15 protein-coding genes are annotated in these 17049 nt (G+C 46.6%); 7 read left to right on the forward strand and 8 right to left on the reverse strand.

The window, feature by feature from the left end; all coding sequences use genetic code 11:
- Positions 1 to 271: 271 nt before the first annotated feature.
- From IRQ95_RS10130 to argC, 3 genes are all read right to left on the reverse strand, one after another.
- Entirely contained in the window at positions 272 to 1489 is a 1218-nt protein-coding gene (locus IRQ95_RS10130) for an argininosuccinate synthase (protein WP_194436814.1), read from the reverse strand.
- Between the two features lie 88 nt (positions 1490 to 1577).
- The gene (argB, locus tag IRQ95_RS10135; protein ID WP_123780103.1) at positions 1578 to 2369 is read right to left on the reverse strand and encodes an acetylglutamate kinase; all 792 of its coding nucleotides are present in this window, start codon (positions 2367 to 2369) and stop codon (positions 1578 to 1580) included.
- Between the two features lie 52 nt (positions 2370 to 2421).
- Positions 2422 to 3423 (reverse strand): N-acetyl-gamma-glutamyl-phosphate reductase, encoded by a 1002-nt coding sequence (gene argC / locus IRQ95_RS10140; RefSeq protein ID WP_194436815.1) that lies wholly within the window; start codon positions 3421 to 3423, stop codon positions 2422 to 2424.
- 150 nt (positions 3424 to 3573) lie between these two features.
- On the opposite strand from argC, the gene argE reads away from it, so the two are divergent.
- The 3 genes from argE (at position 3574) to IRQ95_RS10155 (ending at position 8655) form a co-directional block, all read left to right on the forward strand.
- Positions 3574 to 4713, forward strand: coding sequence for an acetylornithine deacetylase (gene argE / locus IRQ95_RS10145; protein ID WP_194436816.1), 1140 nt, complete (start codon positions 3574 to 3576; stop codon positions 4711 to 4713).
- A 314-nt stretch (positions 4714 to 5027) separates the two neighbouring features.
- Complete coding sequence (ppc, locus tag IRQ95_RS10150; RefSeq protein WP_194436817.1) at positions 5028 to 7661, forward strand: phosphoenolpyruvate carboxylase; 2634 nt, start codon at positions 5028 to 5030, stop codon at positions 7659 to 7661.
- Positions 7662 to 8115: 454 nt separating this feature from the next.
- On the forward strand, positions 8116 to 8655 hold the full coding sequence (locus tag IRQ95_RS10155) for a PadR family transcriptional regulator (protein ID WP_194436818.1): 540 nt from the start codon (positions 8116 to 8118) through the stop codon (positions 8653 to 8655).
- A 96-nt stretch (positions 8656 to 8751) separates the two neighbouring features.
- On the opposite strand, the gene cysE is transcribed toward IRQ95_RS10155, so the two are convergent.
- The 5 genes from cysE to epmA form a co-directional block, all read right to left on the reverse strand.
- Positions 8752 to 9573, reverse strand: coding sequence for a serine O-acetyltransferase (gene cysE / locus IRQ95_RS10160; protein WP_194436819.1), 822 nt, complete (start codon positions 9571 to 9573; stop codon positions 8752 to 8754).
- Between the two features lie 199 nt (positions 9574 to 9772).
- Positions 9773 to 10807, reverse strand: coding sequence for an NAD(P)H-dependent glycerol-3-phosphate dehydrogenase (gene gpsA, locus IRQ95_RS10165; protein WP_194436820.1), 1035 nt, complete (start codon positions 10805 to 10807; stop codon positions 9773 to 9775).
- A gap of 170 nt (positions 10808 to 10977) precedes the next feature.
- Positions 10978 to 11448, reverse strand: a complete 471-nt coding sequence (secB, locus tag IRQ95_RS10170) for a protein-export chaperone SecB (RefSeq protein WP_194436821.1) — start codon at positions 11446 to 11448, stop codon at positions 10978 to 10980.
- Positions 11449 to 11584: 136 nt separating this feature from the next.
- Positions 11585 to 12019: a rhodanese-like domain-containing protein gene (locus tag IRQ95_RS10175; protein ID WP_194436822.1), complete on the reverse strand. Its 435-nt coding sequence runs from the start codon at positions 12017 to 12019 to the stop codon at positions 11585 to 11587.
- A gap of 154 nt (positions 12020 to 12173) precedes the next feature.
- Entirely contained in the window at positions 12174 to 13139 is a 966-nt protein-coding gene (gene epmA / locus IRQ95_RS10180; protein WP_194436823.1) for an elongation factor P--(R)-beta-lysine ligase, read from the reverse strand.
- Between the two features lie 458 nt (positions 13140 to 13597).
- On the opposite strand from epmA, the gene frdA reads away from it, so the two are divergent.
- Genes frdA through frdD form a run of 4 tightly spaced genes read left to right on the forward strand, consistent with a single transcriptional unit; the run spans position 13598 to position 16967 of the window.
- Complete coding sequence (frdA, locus tag IRQ95_RS10185) at positions 13598 to 15421, forward strand: fumarate reductase (quinol) flavoprotein subunit (protein WP_194436824.1); 1824 nt, start codon at positions 13598 to 13600, stop codon at positions 15419 to 15421.
- Positions 15421 to 16194, forward strand: a complete 774-nt coding sequence (locus IRQ95_RS10190; protein WP_194436825.1) for a succinate dehydrogenase/fumarate reductase iron-sulfur subunit — start codon at positions 15421 to 15423, stop codon at positions 16192 to 16194. Before frdA ends, IRQ95_RS10190 begins: the two co-directional genes overlap by 1 nt.
- A 1-nt stretch (position 16195) precedes the next feature.
- Positions 16196 to 16579, forward strand: coding sequence for a fumarate reductase subunit FrdC (frdC, locus tag IRQ95_RS10195; protein ID WP_194436826.1), 384 nt, complete (start codon positions 16196 to 16198; stop codon positions 16577 to 16579).
- Positions 16580 to 16589: 10 nt separating this feature from the next.
- Positions 16590 to 16967: a fumarate reductase subunit FrdD gene (gene frdD, locus IRQ95_RS10200; protein ID WP_194436827.1), complete on the forward strand. Its 378-nt coding sequence runs from the start codon at positions 16590 to 16592 to the stop codon at positions 16965 to 16967.
- Positions 16968 to 17049: the final 82 nt, after the last annotated feature.

Consider the following 17049-nt stretch of genomic DNA (forward strand, 5'->3'; position numbering starts at 1 on the left):
GATAATCAAAGGATCCAGCCAAAGCTGAACCCTTTTAAGTCGGTCACATCGCCCAGACTCCGCTGAGCTTATTGGTTCTGGCAGGCTTTAACCTGCCAGTTTATTTATTATACCAATCAGCATAAGTCTTTGAGCATTCTTGCTGATTAAAATCGCTGATAACGTTGTTGCAGATTTTGTAATTAGAATAACTAGTTAGCGGCAATCTGCGCCTAGTTCTAAGCGATTTTTCTTGCGCAATTTTCTGACCACTTACTTACCCTGATTGGTATTACTTTTTCTTTGCTGCGTTTAGCGCTCTGATTCTGCTTGGTAGCGAGTACAAGCGGATAAAGCCGTCAGCATGGCTTTGGTCATATACTTCATCAGCCCCAAACGTTGCGAATTCTTCGCTATACAAACTGTTGTCTGAACGCTTCTGCGTTACCGTCGCTTGACCTTTGTAAAGTTTAATCACAACTTCACCATTCACGTCTTGTGCAAGTTCGTCTGCTGCTGCAAGCACTGACTTACATAGTGGCGTAAACCAACGACCATCGTATACAAGTTGAGCAGCTTTCACACCTAATTCTTCACGGAATTCGTATGATGTCTTATCCAATACCAGTTGCTCTACACCACGTAGTGCTTCCATGATGATGGTGCCTCCTGGTGTTTCATAACAACCACGAGACTTCATACCTACAAGACGGTTTTCAACGATATCGATACGGCCAACACCGTGCTTAGCACCTTTATCATTTAAATAAACCAGTGCGTTGTATGGCGTCATTGTTTCACCATCAACCGCAACCACTTCACCTTTTTCAACTTTCAGCATGACGTATTCTGCTTCATTTGGCGCTTGTTCTGGATCAACTGTCCATGCCCAGCAATCTGCATTGGTCGCATTCCACGTATTTTCTAGCACACCACCTTCTGTTGATAGGTGCCATGCGTTAGCGTCACGCGAGTAGATCTTAGTAATTGAAGCAGAACAAGGAATGTTACGCGCTTCTAGGTAATCGAGACACTCTTCGCGGCTTACCAAATCCCATTCACGCCAAGGCGCAATCACTTTTAGATCCGGAGCAAGAGCGGCAAACGCACCTTCAAAACGCACTTGGTCGTTACCTTTACCCGTACAGCCGTGACATAAAGCATCGGCTCCAACTTTACGTGCAATCTCAACTTGAGCCTTAGCAATAATTGGACGCGCCATTGAAGTGCCCAGTAGATACTTGCCTTCGTAACATGCACCAGTTTTTAGCGTTGGGTTAATGTACTCAGCCACCATCTCTTCTTTTAGGTCAACCACATAGCATTCAGATGCACCAGAAGCCTTGGCTTTCTCTTCAATACCCTCCAACTCATAGAAGCCTTGACCGACATCGGCTACAAACGCTACTACTTCACAATCGTAGTTCTCTTTTAGCCACGGGATAATTACTGAGGTATCGAGACCACCAGAGTAAGCTACTACTACTTTATTTACGTTTACTTTGCTCATTTTTCTTTCTCCGAGCCTAAGCGTATGACGGCTTAGGTACTAATCCTTGTTATGACTCTCTACACAGGTTTTGTCTGTGCTAGAAAATTTACTGCGGCAGAAATTGTGTGCCGATACTCTCACCCGCGAAAAGCTGGGCTAATTTTTCTGGGTAACGCCAAGTAGCCACTTCAATAGGACGACCAAGGTCATTCGCCGCTTCCAGCGCCGCTTTAACCTTAACAATCATGCCATCAGTGATCACTTGACCATCAATCAGTTGGTTAGCTTTTTGCTCATCTAAACTCTTGATCAAATTACCCTTGCCGTCCAATACACCGCTCACATCTGAGAGCAAAACCAGCTCTGCATCAAGAGCGCCAGCGACCGCAACGGCAGCTTGGTCAGCATTAACATTCATCATTTGACCATCGTCGGTTAGACCAATTGAGCTGATAATTGGCAGTGCGCCCGTCGCTAATACCGCTTGCAATACCGCTGGGTTACCCGGCGCCGCTTTACCGACTGCACCAAGCTCAGGATCAAGCTCTTCAACCTGACACAAACCGCCATCCGCTAGGCTAAAGCCGACTGCATTCAAACCATCTTTGATTGCTTGACCTTGCAGTTGCTTATTGGCAGTGCCCGCTAGCGCACCGGCAATTAAACCAATTTGGTCGTAAGGGGTAACACGTAGACCCTGTTTTTTCACCGTCGGCAACTGTAGCTGTTTCATCAGGTCATCCACTAGGTAACCACCACCATGCACAATCACAATTGGTCGCAGCGCCTGAACTTGGTAGTTCGCAATGGCTCCAAATACTTGGCTAAGCGTGTCGGTACATGACAGGGCTGCTCCGCCGAGTTTGATAACTAATGGATTTTGTTTGCTCTCTGTCATAACTGCTCCTTGGTATGACTGACCTTGATAAGACTGACCTAGATATAATGAGTTAAATCAGTGCCGTGATTTCAGGGTATCCGTAGTGGATGTTCAAACATTGCATCGCTTGACTCGATGCACCTTTTAATAAGTTGTCGATCACCGCACATACAATGATGTGCTCGCCTTGTACTTTCCAACCGATATCGCAGAACGGTGTGAACTGAACGTTTTGTAGCTTTGGCATGCCATCGACTAGGCGAACCAAAGGTTTATCTTGGTACGCATTAGCAAACACTTGCGCGACTTGCTCTGGGTTTACACCCGCAGAAAGTTTCATGGTGATAGTGGCAAGAATGCCACGTTTAAAGTCCGCTAAGTGCGGGGTGAAAATCACATCACAACCTAAATGGGTGGCGATTTCTGGCTGATGACGATGAGCGAATACACCGTAAGGTTGTAAGCTCACTTCACATAAACTGTTAGTTAGCGTTGCCTTACGACCGGCACCCGATGCACCGCTAGTTGCGTTAATCACTGGCCACTGATTAGTATCGATTAAGCCCGCTTGCAGCAAAGGTTTGATTGCCAATTGTGAAGCAGTTGGGTAACAACCCGGTACCGCCACCAGTTGGCTTTGTTTGATTTCTTCGCTCGCCCACTCAGCAAGACCGTAAGCGGCGCTATCTAGCCATTGTTCGTGTTGATGCTCAAAACCATAAAACTCTGGGTAGAAGCCGCCCTTTTTAACTCGGAAAGCACCCGACAGGTCAAACACTTGGCAGCCATGCGCTAACAGCGTTGGCGCTAAATCGTGGCTCACTTCGTGCGCAGTGGCGAGAAAGACCACATCTGCATTTTTCGCGACCGCTTCAACATCCACCAGCGGTTGAACTTGGTCATCGACCAAACCGGCTAACTTACCGTGCAAAGCAGAGATTGGCGTACCTGCATCTGCGCTGTTGGCGGAAACGTATAAACCTGATAGCGTAAGCTCTGGGTGTTTGTGCACCATCAGTGCAAGTTCTGCTCCGGTATAGCCAGTGGCACCAATGATGGTCGTTTTAAGCATTTTAAGACATCCGTATCGTTATTTAGCGTCACTCAATGTGACTAAAAAACTATTCAAAGTGTTTTTTAATGATTTTTTATTCATTAAAAATGATTTAATATGTGTTTTACCTTCTTAGTTAACATCTGTCAACAGGGAAACGAAGATAATATGCAACTACCGAGCTTTATTGAGGTCTACCGCGGCCTAATTTCTACTTCCTCTATCAGCTCTTCTGACCCAAGTTGGGATGAGGGTAACCAGCAGGTTATCGAGAAACTTGCCACATGGCTGAAAGATGTCGGTTTTGATGTGGATGTCATTCAAGCCGCGCCCGGTAAATACAATCTATTGGCCAAGAAAGGTCATGGCGAAGGCGGGTTACTACTCGCCGGTCACAGTGATACCGTGCCGTTTGATGAGGGACGTTGGAATTTCGAGCCACATGCGATTACCGAAGCCAATAACCGTTTCTATGGTTTAGGCACTGCCGATATGAAAGGCTTCTTTGCTTTTATCTATGAAGCTGTAAAGAAGATTGATTGGAGCAAACAGACCAAACCGCTCTATATTCTCGCCACTTGCGACGAAGAGACCTCTATGCTTGGCGCGCGCCACTTTACTGATAACACACCGATCAAGCCGGATTACTGCATTATTGGTGAGCCAACCAGCTTAGTGCCGATCCGCGCTCACAAAGGACACGTCGCCAATGCGGTGCGCGTTACTGGTAAATCAGGCCACTCATCCGATCCTGCGCTTGGTGTAAACGCAATCGAGATCATGCATGAAGTGCTTTTTGCACTGATGCAATTGCGCGATAAGCTGATCAAAGAGTACCACCATCCGGGCTTTGCGATTCCAAACCCAACGCTAAACCTCGGGCATATTCATGGTGGTGACAGTGCCAACCGTATCTGTGGTTGCTGTGAGTTGCACTACGATGTGCGGCCTCTTCCGGGGATCAGCTTAGATGGTCTGAGCAATATGCTGCTGGGCGCTTTGCAAGAAGTGCAAGCCAAATGGCCGGGAAGAATTGAAATCACCCCACTGCATGATCCCGTGCCGGGCTTTGAGTGCAACCACGACCATCCATTTGTCGGTGGCATGGAAAATATCTGTCAGACGCCATCGGAAACCGTCAACTACTGCACCGAAGCACCATTTTTAAGCCAGCTATGCCCAACCTTAGTATTGGGCCCCGGCTCGATTGAACAAGCCCACCAGCCGGATGAGTTTTTGGCGTTTGAGTTTATCGATCCAACCATCAATATATTGTCGAAGTCGATCTATCAATATTGTTTTGATTAAAACACCTAAGGCGGCAGGCTCCGATTCTGCCGCTTTACCATTCACTTCGATCATGCACTGCTCCGATGCTCGCGACTAAAGCCTAATAGGGAAAGAATCAAATACGGTTTATAGTGATTTCGTCCACAAAACCACCGCGCTCTGTAATAAATTTTCAGTAATTTAGGCAAAATAAGCGCAATTGTTCGAAGTGAACGAAATGACACTATTTGTGCAAAATAAGCTGGCACTATTTGACTGTTGGCGATATTTTTAGCTAGATTGTCTATCGACAAGGAACAATGGATGTAATTTTTTTACAAGGCAGGATGATAATGAACGAGAAATACTCTGCTCTACGTAGTAATGTGAGCATGTTGGGTCACTTGCTCGGCAATACTATCAAGGATGCACATGGAGACGTGATTCTTGAAAAAGTAGAAACCATACGTAAGCTTTCTAAATCAGCACGCTCTGGAAATCCAGCAGCTCGTGAAAATCTGATTGACGAAATCAAAAGCTTACCGAATGAACAACTCACTCCTGTTGCTCACGCCTTCAATCAGTTTCTAAACCTGACTAACATGGCGGAGCAATACCATACAATTTCACGTCATTGTGATGCACATGTTTGCGAACCTGATGCCATCAACACTCTGTTTTCTAAACTAAGCCAAAATGGCATTGGTAAACTCGATACCGCTCAAGCGGTTCGTGATCTGAATATCGAACTGGTACTGACAGCTCACCCTACTGAAATCACTCGTCGCACCATGATCAATAAACTGGTGAAAATTAATGAGTGCTTATCCAAACTTGAGCTGAGCGATCTCTCGGTAAAAGAGCGTCAGAAGACTGAACGCCGCCTAGAGCAACTGATCGCCCAAAGCTGGCACTCAGACACCATTCGTCAACAACGCCCAACGCCACTTGATGAAGCGAAATGGGGCTTTGCGGTTGTTGAAAACTCGCTTTGGGAAGCGGTACCAGATTTTCTCCGTGAGCTTGATGAAAAACTTGAAGCTTACCTAGGCGAAGAGCTGCCAATTGATGCAGCACCAGTACACTTCTCATCTTGGATGGGTGGTGACCGCGATGGTAACCCATTTGTGACACACACCATTACTCGTGAAGTACTGCTCCTTTCTCGCTGGAAAGCAGCCGACCTATACCTAGGCGACATCAACGAGCTAGTAAGCGAACTGTCGATGACACGCTGCAACGATGAAGTACGCACACTCGCTGGCGAAGATGAACACGAACCTTACCGCGCGATCTTAAAATCACTGCGTAAACTGCTCAATGACACCAAAGATATTCTTGATGCTAAAATCCAAGGTCAAAAGCTAGCAGTTAAAGCCCCACTGCAAAATGCCGAGCAACTATGGCAGCCACTATTGGCTTGTTATAAGTCACTGCACGAATGTGGTATGGGCGTGATTGCTGATGGCTCGCTACTGGACACTTTGCGCCGCGTAAAAGCATTCGGTGTACACCTAGTGCGTTTGGATATTCGTCAAGAAAGCACTCGCCACTCAGATGTAATCTCAGAGCTAACACGCTACCTCGGCATTGGTGACTATGACCAATGGAGCGAGCAAGACAAAATTGCGTTCCTAACTCAAGAGCTGAGCTCGAAACGTCCGCTGCTTCCGCGTGATTGGCAACCATCAGAGCCAGTTCAAGAAGTACTGGATACTTGCCGTATTATCGCTGCGCAGCCACGTGATGCCTTTGGTGCTTACGTTATTTCAATGGCGCGTACAGCGTCAGATGTACTCGCTGTACACCTATTGCTGCAAGAAGCCGGCTGTCCTTACCGTATGGATGTTTGCCCGCTGTTTGAAACCCTCGACGACTTAAATAACGCCGAGTCAGTGATCAAGCAACTAATGAGCATCGATCTTTACCGTGGCTTTATTCAAAACCATCAGATGGTGATGATTGGTTATTCAGACTCAGCCAAAGATGCTGGCGTGATGGCTGCAGGTTGGGCGCAATACCACGCCATGGATGCACTGGTTAAAGTGGCTGACGAAGAAGGTATTGAGCTGACACTATTCCACGGCCGTGGCGGTACGATTGGTCGCGGTGGTGCTCCTGCACACGCAGCACTACTCTCTCAACCACCGAAGAGCTTGAAAGGTGGCCTAAGGGTAACCGAACAAGGTGAAATGATCCGCTTTAAGCTTGGCTTACCAGAAGTAGCGGTAAATAGCTTCAACATGTACGCCAGTGCGATTCTTGAAGCAAACTTATTACCACCACCAGAACCAAAACAAGAGTGGCGCGATCTGATGAACGTGCTGTCTGAAGTCAGCTGTGAATCATACCGAAACGTAGTGCGTGGCGAACCAGACTTTGTCCCTTACTTCCGTCAAGCGACACCTGAATTAGAACTAGGGAAACTTCCACTAGGCTCACGTCCTTCGAAACGTAATCCGAACGGTGGCGTAGAAAGCCTACGTGCGATCCCTTGGATCTTTTCATGGAGCCAAAACCGCCTCGTATTACCTGCTTGGTTAGGTGCGGGAGAAGCGATTCAGTACTCAATTGACCAAGGTCATCAAGAGTTGCTAGAAGAGATGTGTCGCGAGTGGCCATTCTTCTCAACCCGTCTTGGTATGTTGGAGATGGTTTACTCGAAATGCAGTATTGGTATTTCTCGTTACTATGATGAGCGTCTTGCTGATCCTGAACTATTGCCGCTGGGCGATCGTTTACGTGAACAGCTACAGAAAGACATCAAAACCGTGCTTAAAGTCGAGAACAATGAGAACCTGATGCAAAGCGATCCTTGGGGACAAGAGTCTATCCGCCTGCGTAATATCTATGTTGAGCCACTCAATATGCTGCAAGCTGAATTGCTCTACCGTACCCGCCAAGTCGAAGACCCATCGCCGGAGCTAGAAGAAGCTTTGATGGTGACGATAGCAGGTATCGCTGCTGGTATGCGTAATACTGGTTAAGCATAAGCTAGGGTCATAATACAGCAATATAAAGGTCGCTTTCATAGCGGCCTTTTTGTTATCAAATAGCATAAAACACTGGTGATATGCGTCGCAAATAACCATAACCTGATAACATTTAATTTCATTTATAAGACAATAAAAACCACACTTTCAGTATAAAATACTGAATAAATAATTTATTGAGTGTTTTGTCAGTTTTTTGTCGAGTTTGCTCCATCTATTCCACTTTATGCTTATTATTTAGATATACTAACGCTCCCCTGCGAAACACATAAATAATACAGTTCGCAGTTGCGGTTATAGTAACCGCACTAGGTGAATAACGGCTTTTTTAAGGTGACATGACCAACTTTGTTGGTACTGCCTTCATCGACATAACACACGTGCCTATAGAAGCGCATCAAGATGTTGGCGGTTGATTTGAGTTTTATTGACCATTTGGATTATAGACATGTCATTACCACACGTAATTCTCACAGTTCTTAGCACTCGCGACGCTACTGGATACGACATCACCAAAGAATTTTCTAACACCATCGGTTACTTCTGGAAAGCTAGCCACCAGCAAGTTTACCGTGAACTGAACAAGATGGCGCAAAACCAACTTGTGACGTGCGTGCTTGAGCCGCAGGAAGGCAAACCAGACCGCAAGGTATATTCAATCACTGACGCAGGCCGTATTGCGTTAGGTGAATGGTTTGACCAACCTACTGCTCACCCAACCGTACGTGATGAGTTCTCAGCTAAGTTGATGGCATGTTCAGTACAGCCCTCAACAGCCTTTAAAGAACAATTGGCAGGCCTTGTTGAAGAGTCTCGCAAGTTAGTTGATCACTACAAAGAAATCGAAACAGCGTACTATTCAAATACTGCCAATCTAGATAAGCAACAACGTCTAGAGCGCCTAACTCTGCGCCGCAACCTACTTCTGCGTCAAACGTGGATTGAGTGGGCAGATGAAGTGTTAGCAGAACTAGAATCATTAGCATAACACTCGGTCGTAAAACACTGACAGACAGATAAAGAAAAAGGTTGGCACTGCCAACCTTTTTTATACCCTGCGGATTAACGCTTATCCTGATTGGTATTAAATGCCATCGCCATGCATAAATTGCTGCGACTTGCCATTAAATTGCTGGTCCATATCGAGTGATGGTTTATCAGATTGTGGACGACCAACAATCTTCGCGGGAATCCCCGCTACCGTGGTATGAGGAGGAACTTCATTCAATACCACAGAACAAGATGCGATCTTCGCCCCTTCACCAACTTCGATATTACCTAAGATCTTCGCACCAGCACCGATCATTACACCTTCGCGGATTTTCGGGTGACGATCGCCACACTCTTTACCCGTACCACCTAGCGTTACATCTTGTAGAATCGATACGTCGTTTTCGACTACTGCCGTCTCACCAATCACAATACCCGTAGCGTGGTCTAGCATGATACCGCGACCAATACGCGCAGCCGGGTGAATATCCACCTGACACGCCACCGAAATTTGGTTTTGCAAATAAGTCGCCAGTGCCACTCGACCTTGCTTCCACAGCCAGTTAGCAACGCGGTAGCCTTGCAACGCATGGTAGCCTTTCAAGTAAAGCAGTGGGATTGAATACATTGAAACCGCAGGGTCACGATTGACCGTCGCGCAGATATCACACGCTGCCGCTTCAGTAATACTTGGGTCTGCAGCAAATGCCTCTTCCACCACCTCACGTACTGCCATTGCTGGCATTGACGCAGTGTTAAGCTTGTTGGCAAGAATGTAGCTCAGTGCCGCACACAAGCTATCATGCTTGATGATGGTGGCATGATAGAAACTTGCGAGCATTGGCTCTTGTTCAGACTGCTCACGCGCTTCCTGAATAATCGTCTGCCATATCTGTTTTTTTTCACAATGCTTCATATTGATTGAACCTTTCTAAACGACGAACTTCCTTGTTATGCCTATACCCGTCCTACTTGAAGTTGCAGCGGTGTTGACTGGCACTCACAAACCTCATCACATAGACCATCTATGCTCAGAGGCTTTGTTCCTTTGTCGCCTACCTGCATCTCCAAGTTGTTTGGGTACATCCCCTTAATTATAGATTTGATGGGATAGATTAAGCTTCTGCTTTTTTATCGCGAGCGAGTAAGTCTTTAGCCGCTTCTCGCGCGTCTTTGTTTTGGTAAAGCACTTGGTAGATCTGATCAACGATTGGCATCTCGACGCCCATACGCTGTGCCAGCATCCACACTTCTTTAGTATTGCGGTAGCCTTCAACCACCTGACCAATCTCTTGCTGAGCGGTATCAACGTCTTTACCTTGACCAAGAGCCAAGCCAAAACGACGGTTACGTGATTGGTTATCAGTACAGGTTAGTACAAGATCACCCAAGCCAGCCATGCCCATAAAGGTCTCTTTATGCGCACCCAATGCCGCACCAAGACGGCACATTTCTGCTAGACCACGAGTAATCAATGCAGTACGAGCGTTGGCACCAAAACCAATACCATCCGACATACCCGCACCGATGGCGATAACGTTTTTCACCGCACCACCTAGCTGCATACCCGTAAAGTCACTGTTGGCATACACGCGGAACGTTTTACTACAGTGGATTTTCTCTTGTAGATCAGCCACAAACTGCGCATCTGGTGATGCAACCGAGATAGCAGTCGGCATACCCATAGCCAGCTCTTTAGCAAATGTAGGACCTGACAGTACAGCGAGCGAATAGCTTTCACCGAGAATATCGTGCGCCACCTCTTTGAGTAGACGACCTGTCTCAGGCTCTAATCCTTTGGTTGCCCAACAAATACGCGAGTTATCGTGCAGGTAAGGCTTTACATTGCCTAACACAATACCAAATACATGGCTGGGTACGACCACCAGCAAGTCACGGCTCGCTTGAACTGCCTTTCCTAAGTCTGACTCTACAATCAACGACTCAGGAAAATCAACGCCTGGTAAAAACTCATGGTTAGCACGCTCCGCTTCAAGCTTCGCCATGTGCTCAGGCTCATGCCCCCAAATCACCACATTGGCGCCATTACGAGCCAGAGAAATAGCAAGAGAGGTGCCGTAAGAACCAGCGCCTAAAACCGTCATTGCGATCTCTTTTCCGTAGGCATTATTGATGTTTGAATTTGTCATTCGTCCGCCTGTTCAATATATATTGAGTTGTTATACCAAAACCGCTTTAGCCACAAAGCTAAGTTTGAGTATAACCACTGTGCTAAAAACAAAAAATGCACAACGCACGCTGTTTACGCGATGCCTTGTGCATTTTAATTGCAATCTTACCAATTAACAAAAAACGTTAATTAAGCTTCAGCTTGGCCTTCGCCTTGTTGAGCTTGCTGTTGTAGATAGTTCATGAACAGCGCATCAAAGTTTACTGGAGCAAGGTTAAGCTGAGGGAAAGTACCCTTCATTACTAGGCTAGAAATAGTTTCACGCGCATATGGGAATAGGATATTTGGACAGAAAGCACCTAGACAATGTGCTAGTTGACCAGCTTCCATATTCTCAGCAGTGAAAATACCACCTTGCTGAACTTCACATAGGAATGCAGTCTCTTCAGCGTTTTGCACTGTAGTAGTAAGGCGAAGAACAACTTCGTAAACACCAGCACCTAGCTCACGGCTTTGCGTGTCTAGATCTAGCTTCACTTCTGGATTCCAATCTTTTTGGAACATTTCAGGTGAGTTTGGCGCTTCAAAAGAAACATCTTTTAGGAAGATGCGTTGAATTACAAAGTTTTGCGCTTCTTGTTGCGGTGCTGCTTCAGCCATGTTCGAATCCTTTATTCCTTAAATTTCAAATTCTGCTTGAGACTAACGGAGAGATGCGTTTCGCTCTATCTGGACACGCAAAATCGTGCCACAATTCACATCTCTCTCAGTCAAACGCCGATTTATTACTCAGCGCTTACTTCTTACCACGTACTAGAGGTAGGTTTGCTTCGCTCCAAGAGACTAGACCATTCTTCAGAACAAACACTTGTTCAAAGCCAGCTTTCGCTAGTAGGTTTGCACTCTCTTGAGCAGTTTGACCTGTCTTGCATACCACAATAATTGGGTCAGCTTTACGATTTTCAAGGCTACCAAAGTTACCCGCTTTGATATCTGACGGTAAAATGTGAAGTGCTTCAGTAATGTGACCTTTTTTGAACTCGTCTTTTGAGCGGATATCAACAACCACACCGTTCTCACGGTTGATCTTGTGCGTCATATCGCCCGCAGTGATCTCTTTGTACGCTGCAGTCGATGTTTTAACGATATTCATGATAAGTGCAACCAAAAGGCCAACCCAAACCACAGACAGAATCATATTCTCTTGAAAAAACGCGATGTACTCTTGCATATCCTGTGCTCTTGTATAAATAAGAGGGGCAAATCGGTCGCCCCAGTTTCAAAATCAGATTGGGAGTATAGCGGGCTTGTCATCTCTAGGCGAGTCTAGAACTGCAAGAATCGGAGATCCTGACCACGCTTTCTCGCAATATTAAGTTAAAGTTTTAGGCAATTGGGAATGGGAATGCGGTGACTTGATCAATATGATCGCAACCAAGCGCGAGCATAATCAAACGATCAACGCCAAGGGCTACCCCTGCACACTCCGGCAAACCTGATTTCAACGCTTCAATTAAATGGTAATCAATTGGTTGCGTCGGCAAACCCATCTCAACGCGCTTAACATTATCTTGCTCAAAACGCGCCAGCTGCTCCACGGGGTTATCAAGCTCATGGAAGCCATTTGCCAATTCAATTCCTTTGAAATAAACCTCAAAGCGATCAGCCACGCGCGAGTCTGCTTGATTAATCTTGGCCAATGCCGCTTGGCTAGCTGGAAAGTCATAAACAAAGGCTGGCACTTGTTGACCAATCTTTGCCTCAACCCCAATGCTAAATAGCAGTTGCAATAACGTGTCGCGGTCTTGCTCTGGCTCCGCAATATCACTTAAGCCTAACTTAGCCGCTACTTGCTTAAGCTCCCCCATTGAGCCTTCTAGGGGACACACGCCAAGCACATTAATGAATGCTTGCTGGTAAGTCATTCGCTCTGCTTGACCAACCTTTAGCACTAACTGAAGTAATGCATCCATCTCATCCATTAGCTTGTGGTGATCAAACCCAACGCGGTACCACTCGAGCATAGTGAACTCAGGGTTGTGGTAGCGACCGTTTTCTTCATTGCGAAATGCTTTGTTGATTTGATAGATGCAACCACTGCCCGCTGCCAACAGACGCTTCATATGAAACTCAGGGCTGGTCATCAAAAATAACTTACTGCCGTCTGCGTAGCCTGGGCCAATAAAATCGGTTTGAAAGGTATGTAGGTGGATATCGGTTACGGTGGCGTGGCTCATTGCCGGCGTATCGACCTCAAGGACATTGCGCTCAGCAAAAAAGTGGCGGATTTGGCTGAGAACACCAGCCCTTTGTTTAAGTAAATCAATCGATGCGGTTGGTTGCCAGTTCATCTTGCTACCTTGTATATCAAACCAATCAATGGGCGAGGAAGATATCATAACAATCAAAATAAGTATTTAACCAGCGTGATGAGGAGCAAGAAAGCTTGTCAGATCGCCAACAGATTTACTCAGGAAACAGTACGCGTAACGCATTTATAAAATCCATTATCAGTGATTCAAACTTATCTTTACAGCGATGTAACAGGCGCAATATCCACAACTTCATATTACGAATAATCAGCCGTGATTAGCCTCACATATCCTATAAATTGTATGCCCACAAGTTCATTACCGGAGTAAAAACCGGATCAAATCAATTTTTACCCTTAGCCCCTCTTTTACACTGTTTGTAACACTTTTGAGTCGTGTGTAGCACGTTCTTCCTAGGCTAGAAAGTAACCGACTGCACCTACTCTATTACTATAACAAAGCGGCTATAGGCTGCACTTACACACTGGAGGATAACTGTGCAAACTATCATCACAGATATCGCAGTCATCGGCGCTGGCGGCGCTGGTCTTCGTACTGCTATTGCAGCGGCAGAGGCAAACCCGGACTTAGAAATCGCTCTGATCTCTAAAGTTTATCCAATGCGTTCCCACACAGTCGCGGCAGAGGGTGGCTCAGCGGCAGTTATCAAGGATGAAGATAGCTTAGACAATCACTTCAACGATACCGTTGGCGGTGGTGACTGGCTATGTGAACAGGATGTGGTTGAATACTTCGTTGAGAATGCGACTCGCGAGATGATCCAAATGGAACAATGGGGTTGTCCTTGGAGTCGTAAAGAAAACGGTGAAGTCAACGTACGCCGCTTTGGCGGTATGAAAGTAGAACGTACTTGGTTCGCAGCCGATAAAACCGGCTTCCACATGCTGCATACCCTCTTCCAGACTTCAATGAAGTACCAAAACATCAAACGTTTTGATGAGTACTTCGTACTTGACCTATTGGTTGATGAAGGTGAAGTGCAAGGTCTTATCGCTATCCATATGGCGGAAGGCGAACTGGTTACCATCAAAGCTAAGTCTGTGGTACTAGCAACCGGTGGTGCGGGTCGCGTTTACCACTGCAACACCAACGGCGGCATCGTAACGGGTGATGGTATGGCAATGGCTTACCGCCACGGCGTACCACTGCGTGATATGGAATTCGTACAATACCACCCAACCGGTCTACCTGGCACAGGCATCTTGATGACCGAAGGTTGTCGTGGTGAAGGCGGTATCATTGTTAACAAAAACGGCTACCGCTACCTACAAGACTACGGCATGGGACCAGAAACCCCTGTTGGCGAGCCGAAGAACAAATACATGGAACTGGGTCCGCGTGACAAAGTTTCTCAAGCATTCTGGCACGAGCAGCAAAAAGGCAACACCATCAAACACCCACTGGGTGATGTCGTGCACCTTGACCTTCGCCACCTAGGTGAAGAGTACCTACAAGAGCGTCTACCGTTTATCTGTGAACTTGCCAAAGCTTACGTCAACGTAGATCCGGCGAAAGAGCCGATTCCAATTCGCCCTACCGTTCACTACACCATGGGTGGTATTGAAACCAACGGTCAATGTGAAACGCGCATCAAAGGTCTATTTGCCGTTGGTGAATGTGCATCTGTTGGCTTGCATGGCGCTAACCGTCTTGGCTCAAACTCACTGGCTGAGTTTGTGGTATTTGGCCGCGTAGCCGGTGAACACGCGGTTCAACGCGCAGCAGAATTCAAAGGCTGGAATGACGAATCAATCGCGGCACAAGTGGAAGCAGTTGAAGCTCGCATTGAAGCGCTGATGAACCAAGAAGGCGATGAAAACTGGGCAGATATCCGCACGGAAATGGGTCACACCATGGAAGCGGGTTGCGGTATCTACCGCCAAGAAGATTTGATGCAAGCGACAATCGAAAAGATCACTGAGCTGAAAGCACGCTACAAGAAAATCAGCATTAAAGATAAAGGCAAAGTGTTCAACACTGACCTACTTTACGCTATCGAAGTGGGCTACGGCTTGGAAGTGGCTGAAGCGATGGTTCACTCAGCAATCCTACGTAAAGAGTCTCGCGGTGCGCACCAACGTCTCGATGACGGCTGCACAGAGCGTGATGACGTGAACTTCCTTAAGCATACTCTGGCTTTCTACCAAACGGATGCAGCGCCAGCTATCGACTACAGCGATGTCACCATCACTAAGTCACAGCCAAAAGCGCGTCTATACGGCGAAGCAGCTGAGAAAGCAGCGGCTGAAGAAAAAGCAGCAGAGAAAGCGGCAGCGAAAAGCGTAGAGGAGCAAGCATAATGTCAGCACATCGTATTCAAAAAGTAGACATCCTGCGTTATGACCCAGAGAAAGATTCAGAGCCGCATTTCCAAACCTTTGAAGTGCCGTTTGATGAAACTATGTCTGTACTTGATGCACTCGGCTACATCAAAGATCACCTAGATAAAGATCTTTCTTACCGCTGGTCTTGCCGCATGGCGATCTGTGGTTCTTGCGGCATCATGGTTAACGGCGTGCCAAAACTGGCGTGTAAGAGCTTCTTACGTGACTACATTGATGGCGTGAAGATTGAGCCTCTCGCAAACTTCCCGATCGAGAAAGATTTGATCGTTGATATGACGCCATTTATCGAGCGTCTTGAAGCGATTAAACCTTACATCATTGGCAACGATCGCAAACCTGAAGATGGCACCAACCTGCAAACGCCTGAACAGATGGCGAAATACAAGCAGTTTGCTGGCTGTATCAACTGTGGTTTGTGTTATGCAGCGTGTCCGCAATTCGGCTTAAACCCTGAGTTTATTGGCCCTGCGGCACTAACCCTTGCACACCGCTACAACCTAGATAGCCGTGACAATGGCAAAGCTGAACGCATGGCGCTAATCAACGGCAAAAACGGCGCTTGGGGCTGTACCTTTGTTGGTTACTGTTCTGAAGTATGTCCGAAAAACGTCGATCCAGCAGGCGCGGTTAACCAAGGCAAAGTCGAGTCTTCAATGGATTTCGTGATTGCGATGCTTAAGCCTGACGGCAAACCTGTCGATTCAGCAAAAAGTACAGAGGAAGCTTAGTATGAGTAACCGTAAACCTTATGTACGTGAGATGAAACGTACTTGGTGGCAAAGTAGCCCTTTCTACCGCTTCTACATGCTGCGTGAAGCAACAATACTGCCTCTGATCCTATTCACGCTGTTCCTAACCTTTGGTTTAGGTGCACTAGTCAAAGGCCCTGAGGCTTGGCAAAGTTGGTTAGAGTTTATGGCAAATCCTGTAGTAGTGGCGATCAACATCGTTGCACTAGCAGGTAGCCTACTGCATGCACAAACTTTCTTTAGCATGATGCCACAAGTGATGCCAATTCGTATCAAAGGCAAACCAGTAGAGAAAAAGCTTATCGTACTTGCTCAATGGGCAGCGGTAGCATTTATCTCTTTGGTTGTTCTGATCGTTGTATAAGGAGCAATGTATGAAACCGAATTATAAAGTTGACCGTTCTCCTGCTCGTTCAGATGAGCCTATTTGGTGGAGCCTATTTGGTGCCGGCGGCACTTGGTTTGCGATGATCACGCCAATTACTGTTCTAGTTTTGGGCATTTTGGCGCCGCTAGGCATCATTGATGCTGACGCACTAAGCTATGAGCGCGTAGCTGAGTTTGCGACTAGCTGGATTGGTGCGCTGTTTATCATCGCTACCCTTTCACTACCAATGTGGCATGCGATGCACCGTCTACACCACGGCATGCACGATCTGAAAATCCACGCAGGTGTGGTAGGTAAAGTATTGTGTTACGCATTTGCGGGTCTAATCTCAGCACTATCAGTGATCTTTATCTTTATGATCTAAGCTTCACTCTGAAATAAAAAATCCCCCATTAATTTAAGCTATTAACTGGGGGATTTTTGTAACTGCAGGAAATTCTTGATCA

The sequence above is a fragment of the Vibrio fluminensis genome (genome assembly GCF_015278125.1).
GTDB classification, from domain to species: Bacteria; Pseudomonadota; Gammaproteobacteria; order Enterobacterales; family Vibrionaceae; genus Vibrio; species Vibrio fluminensis.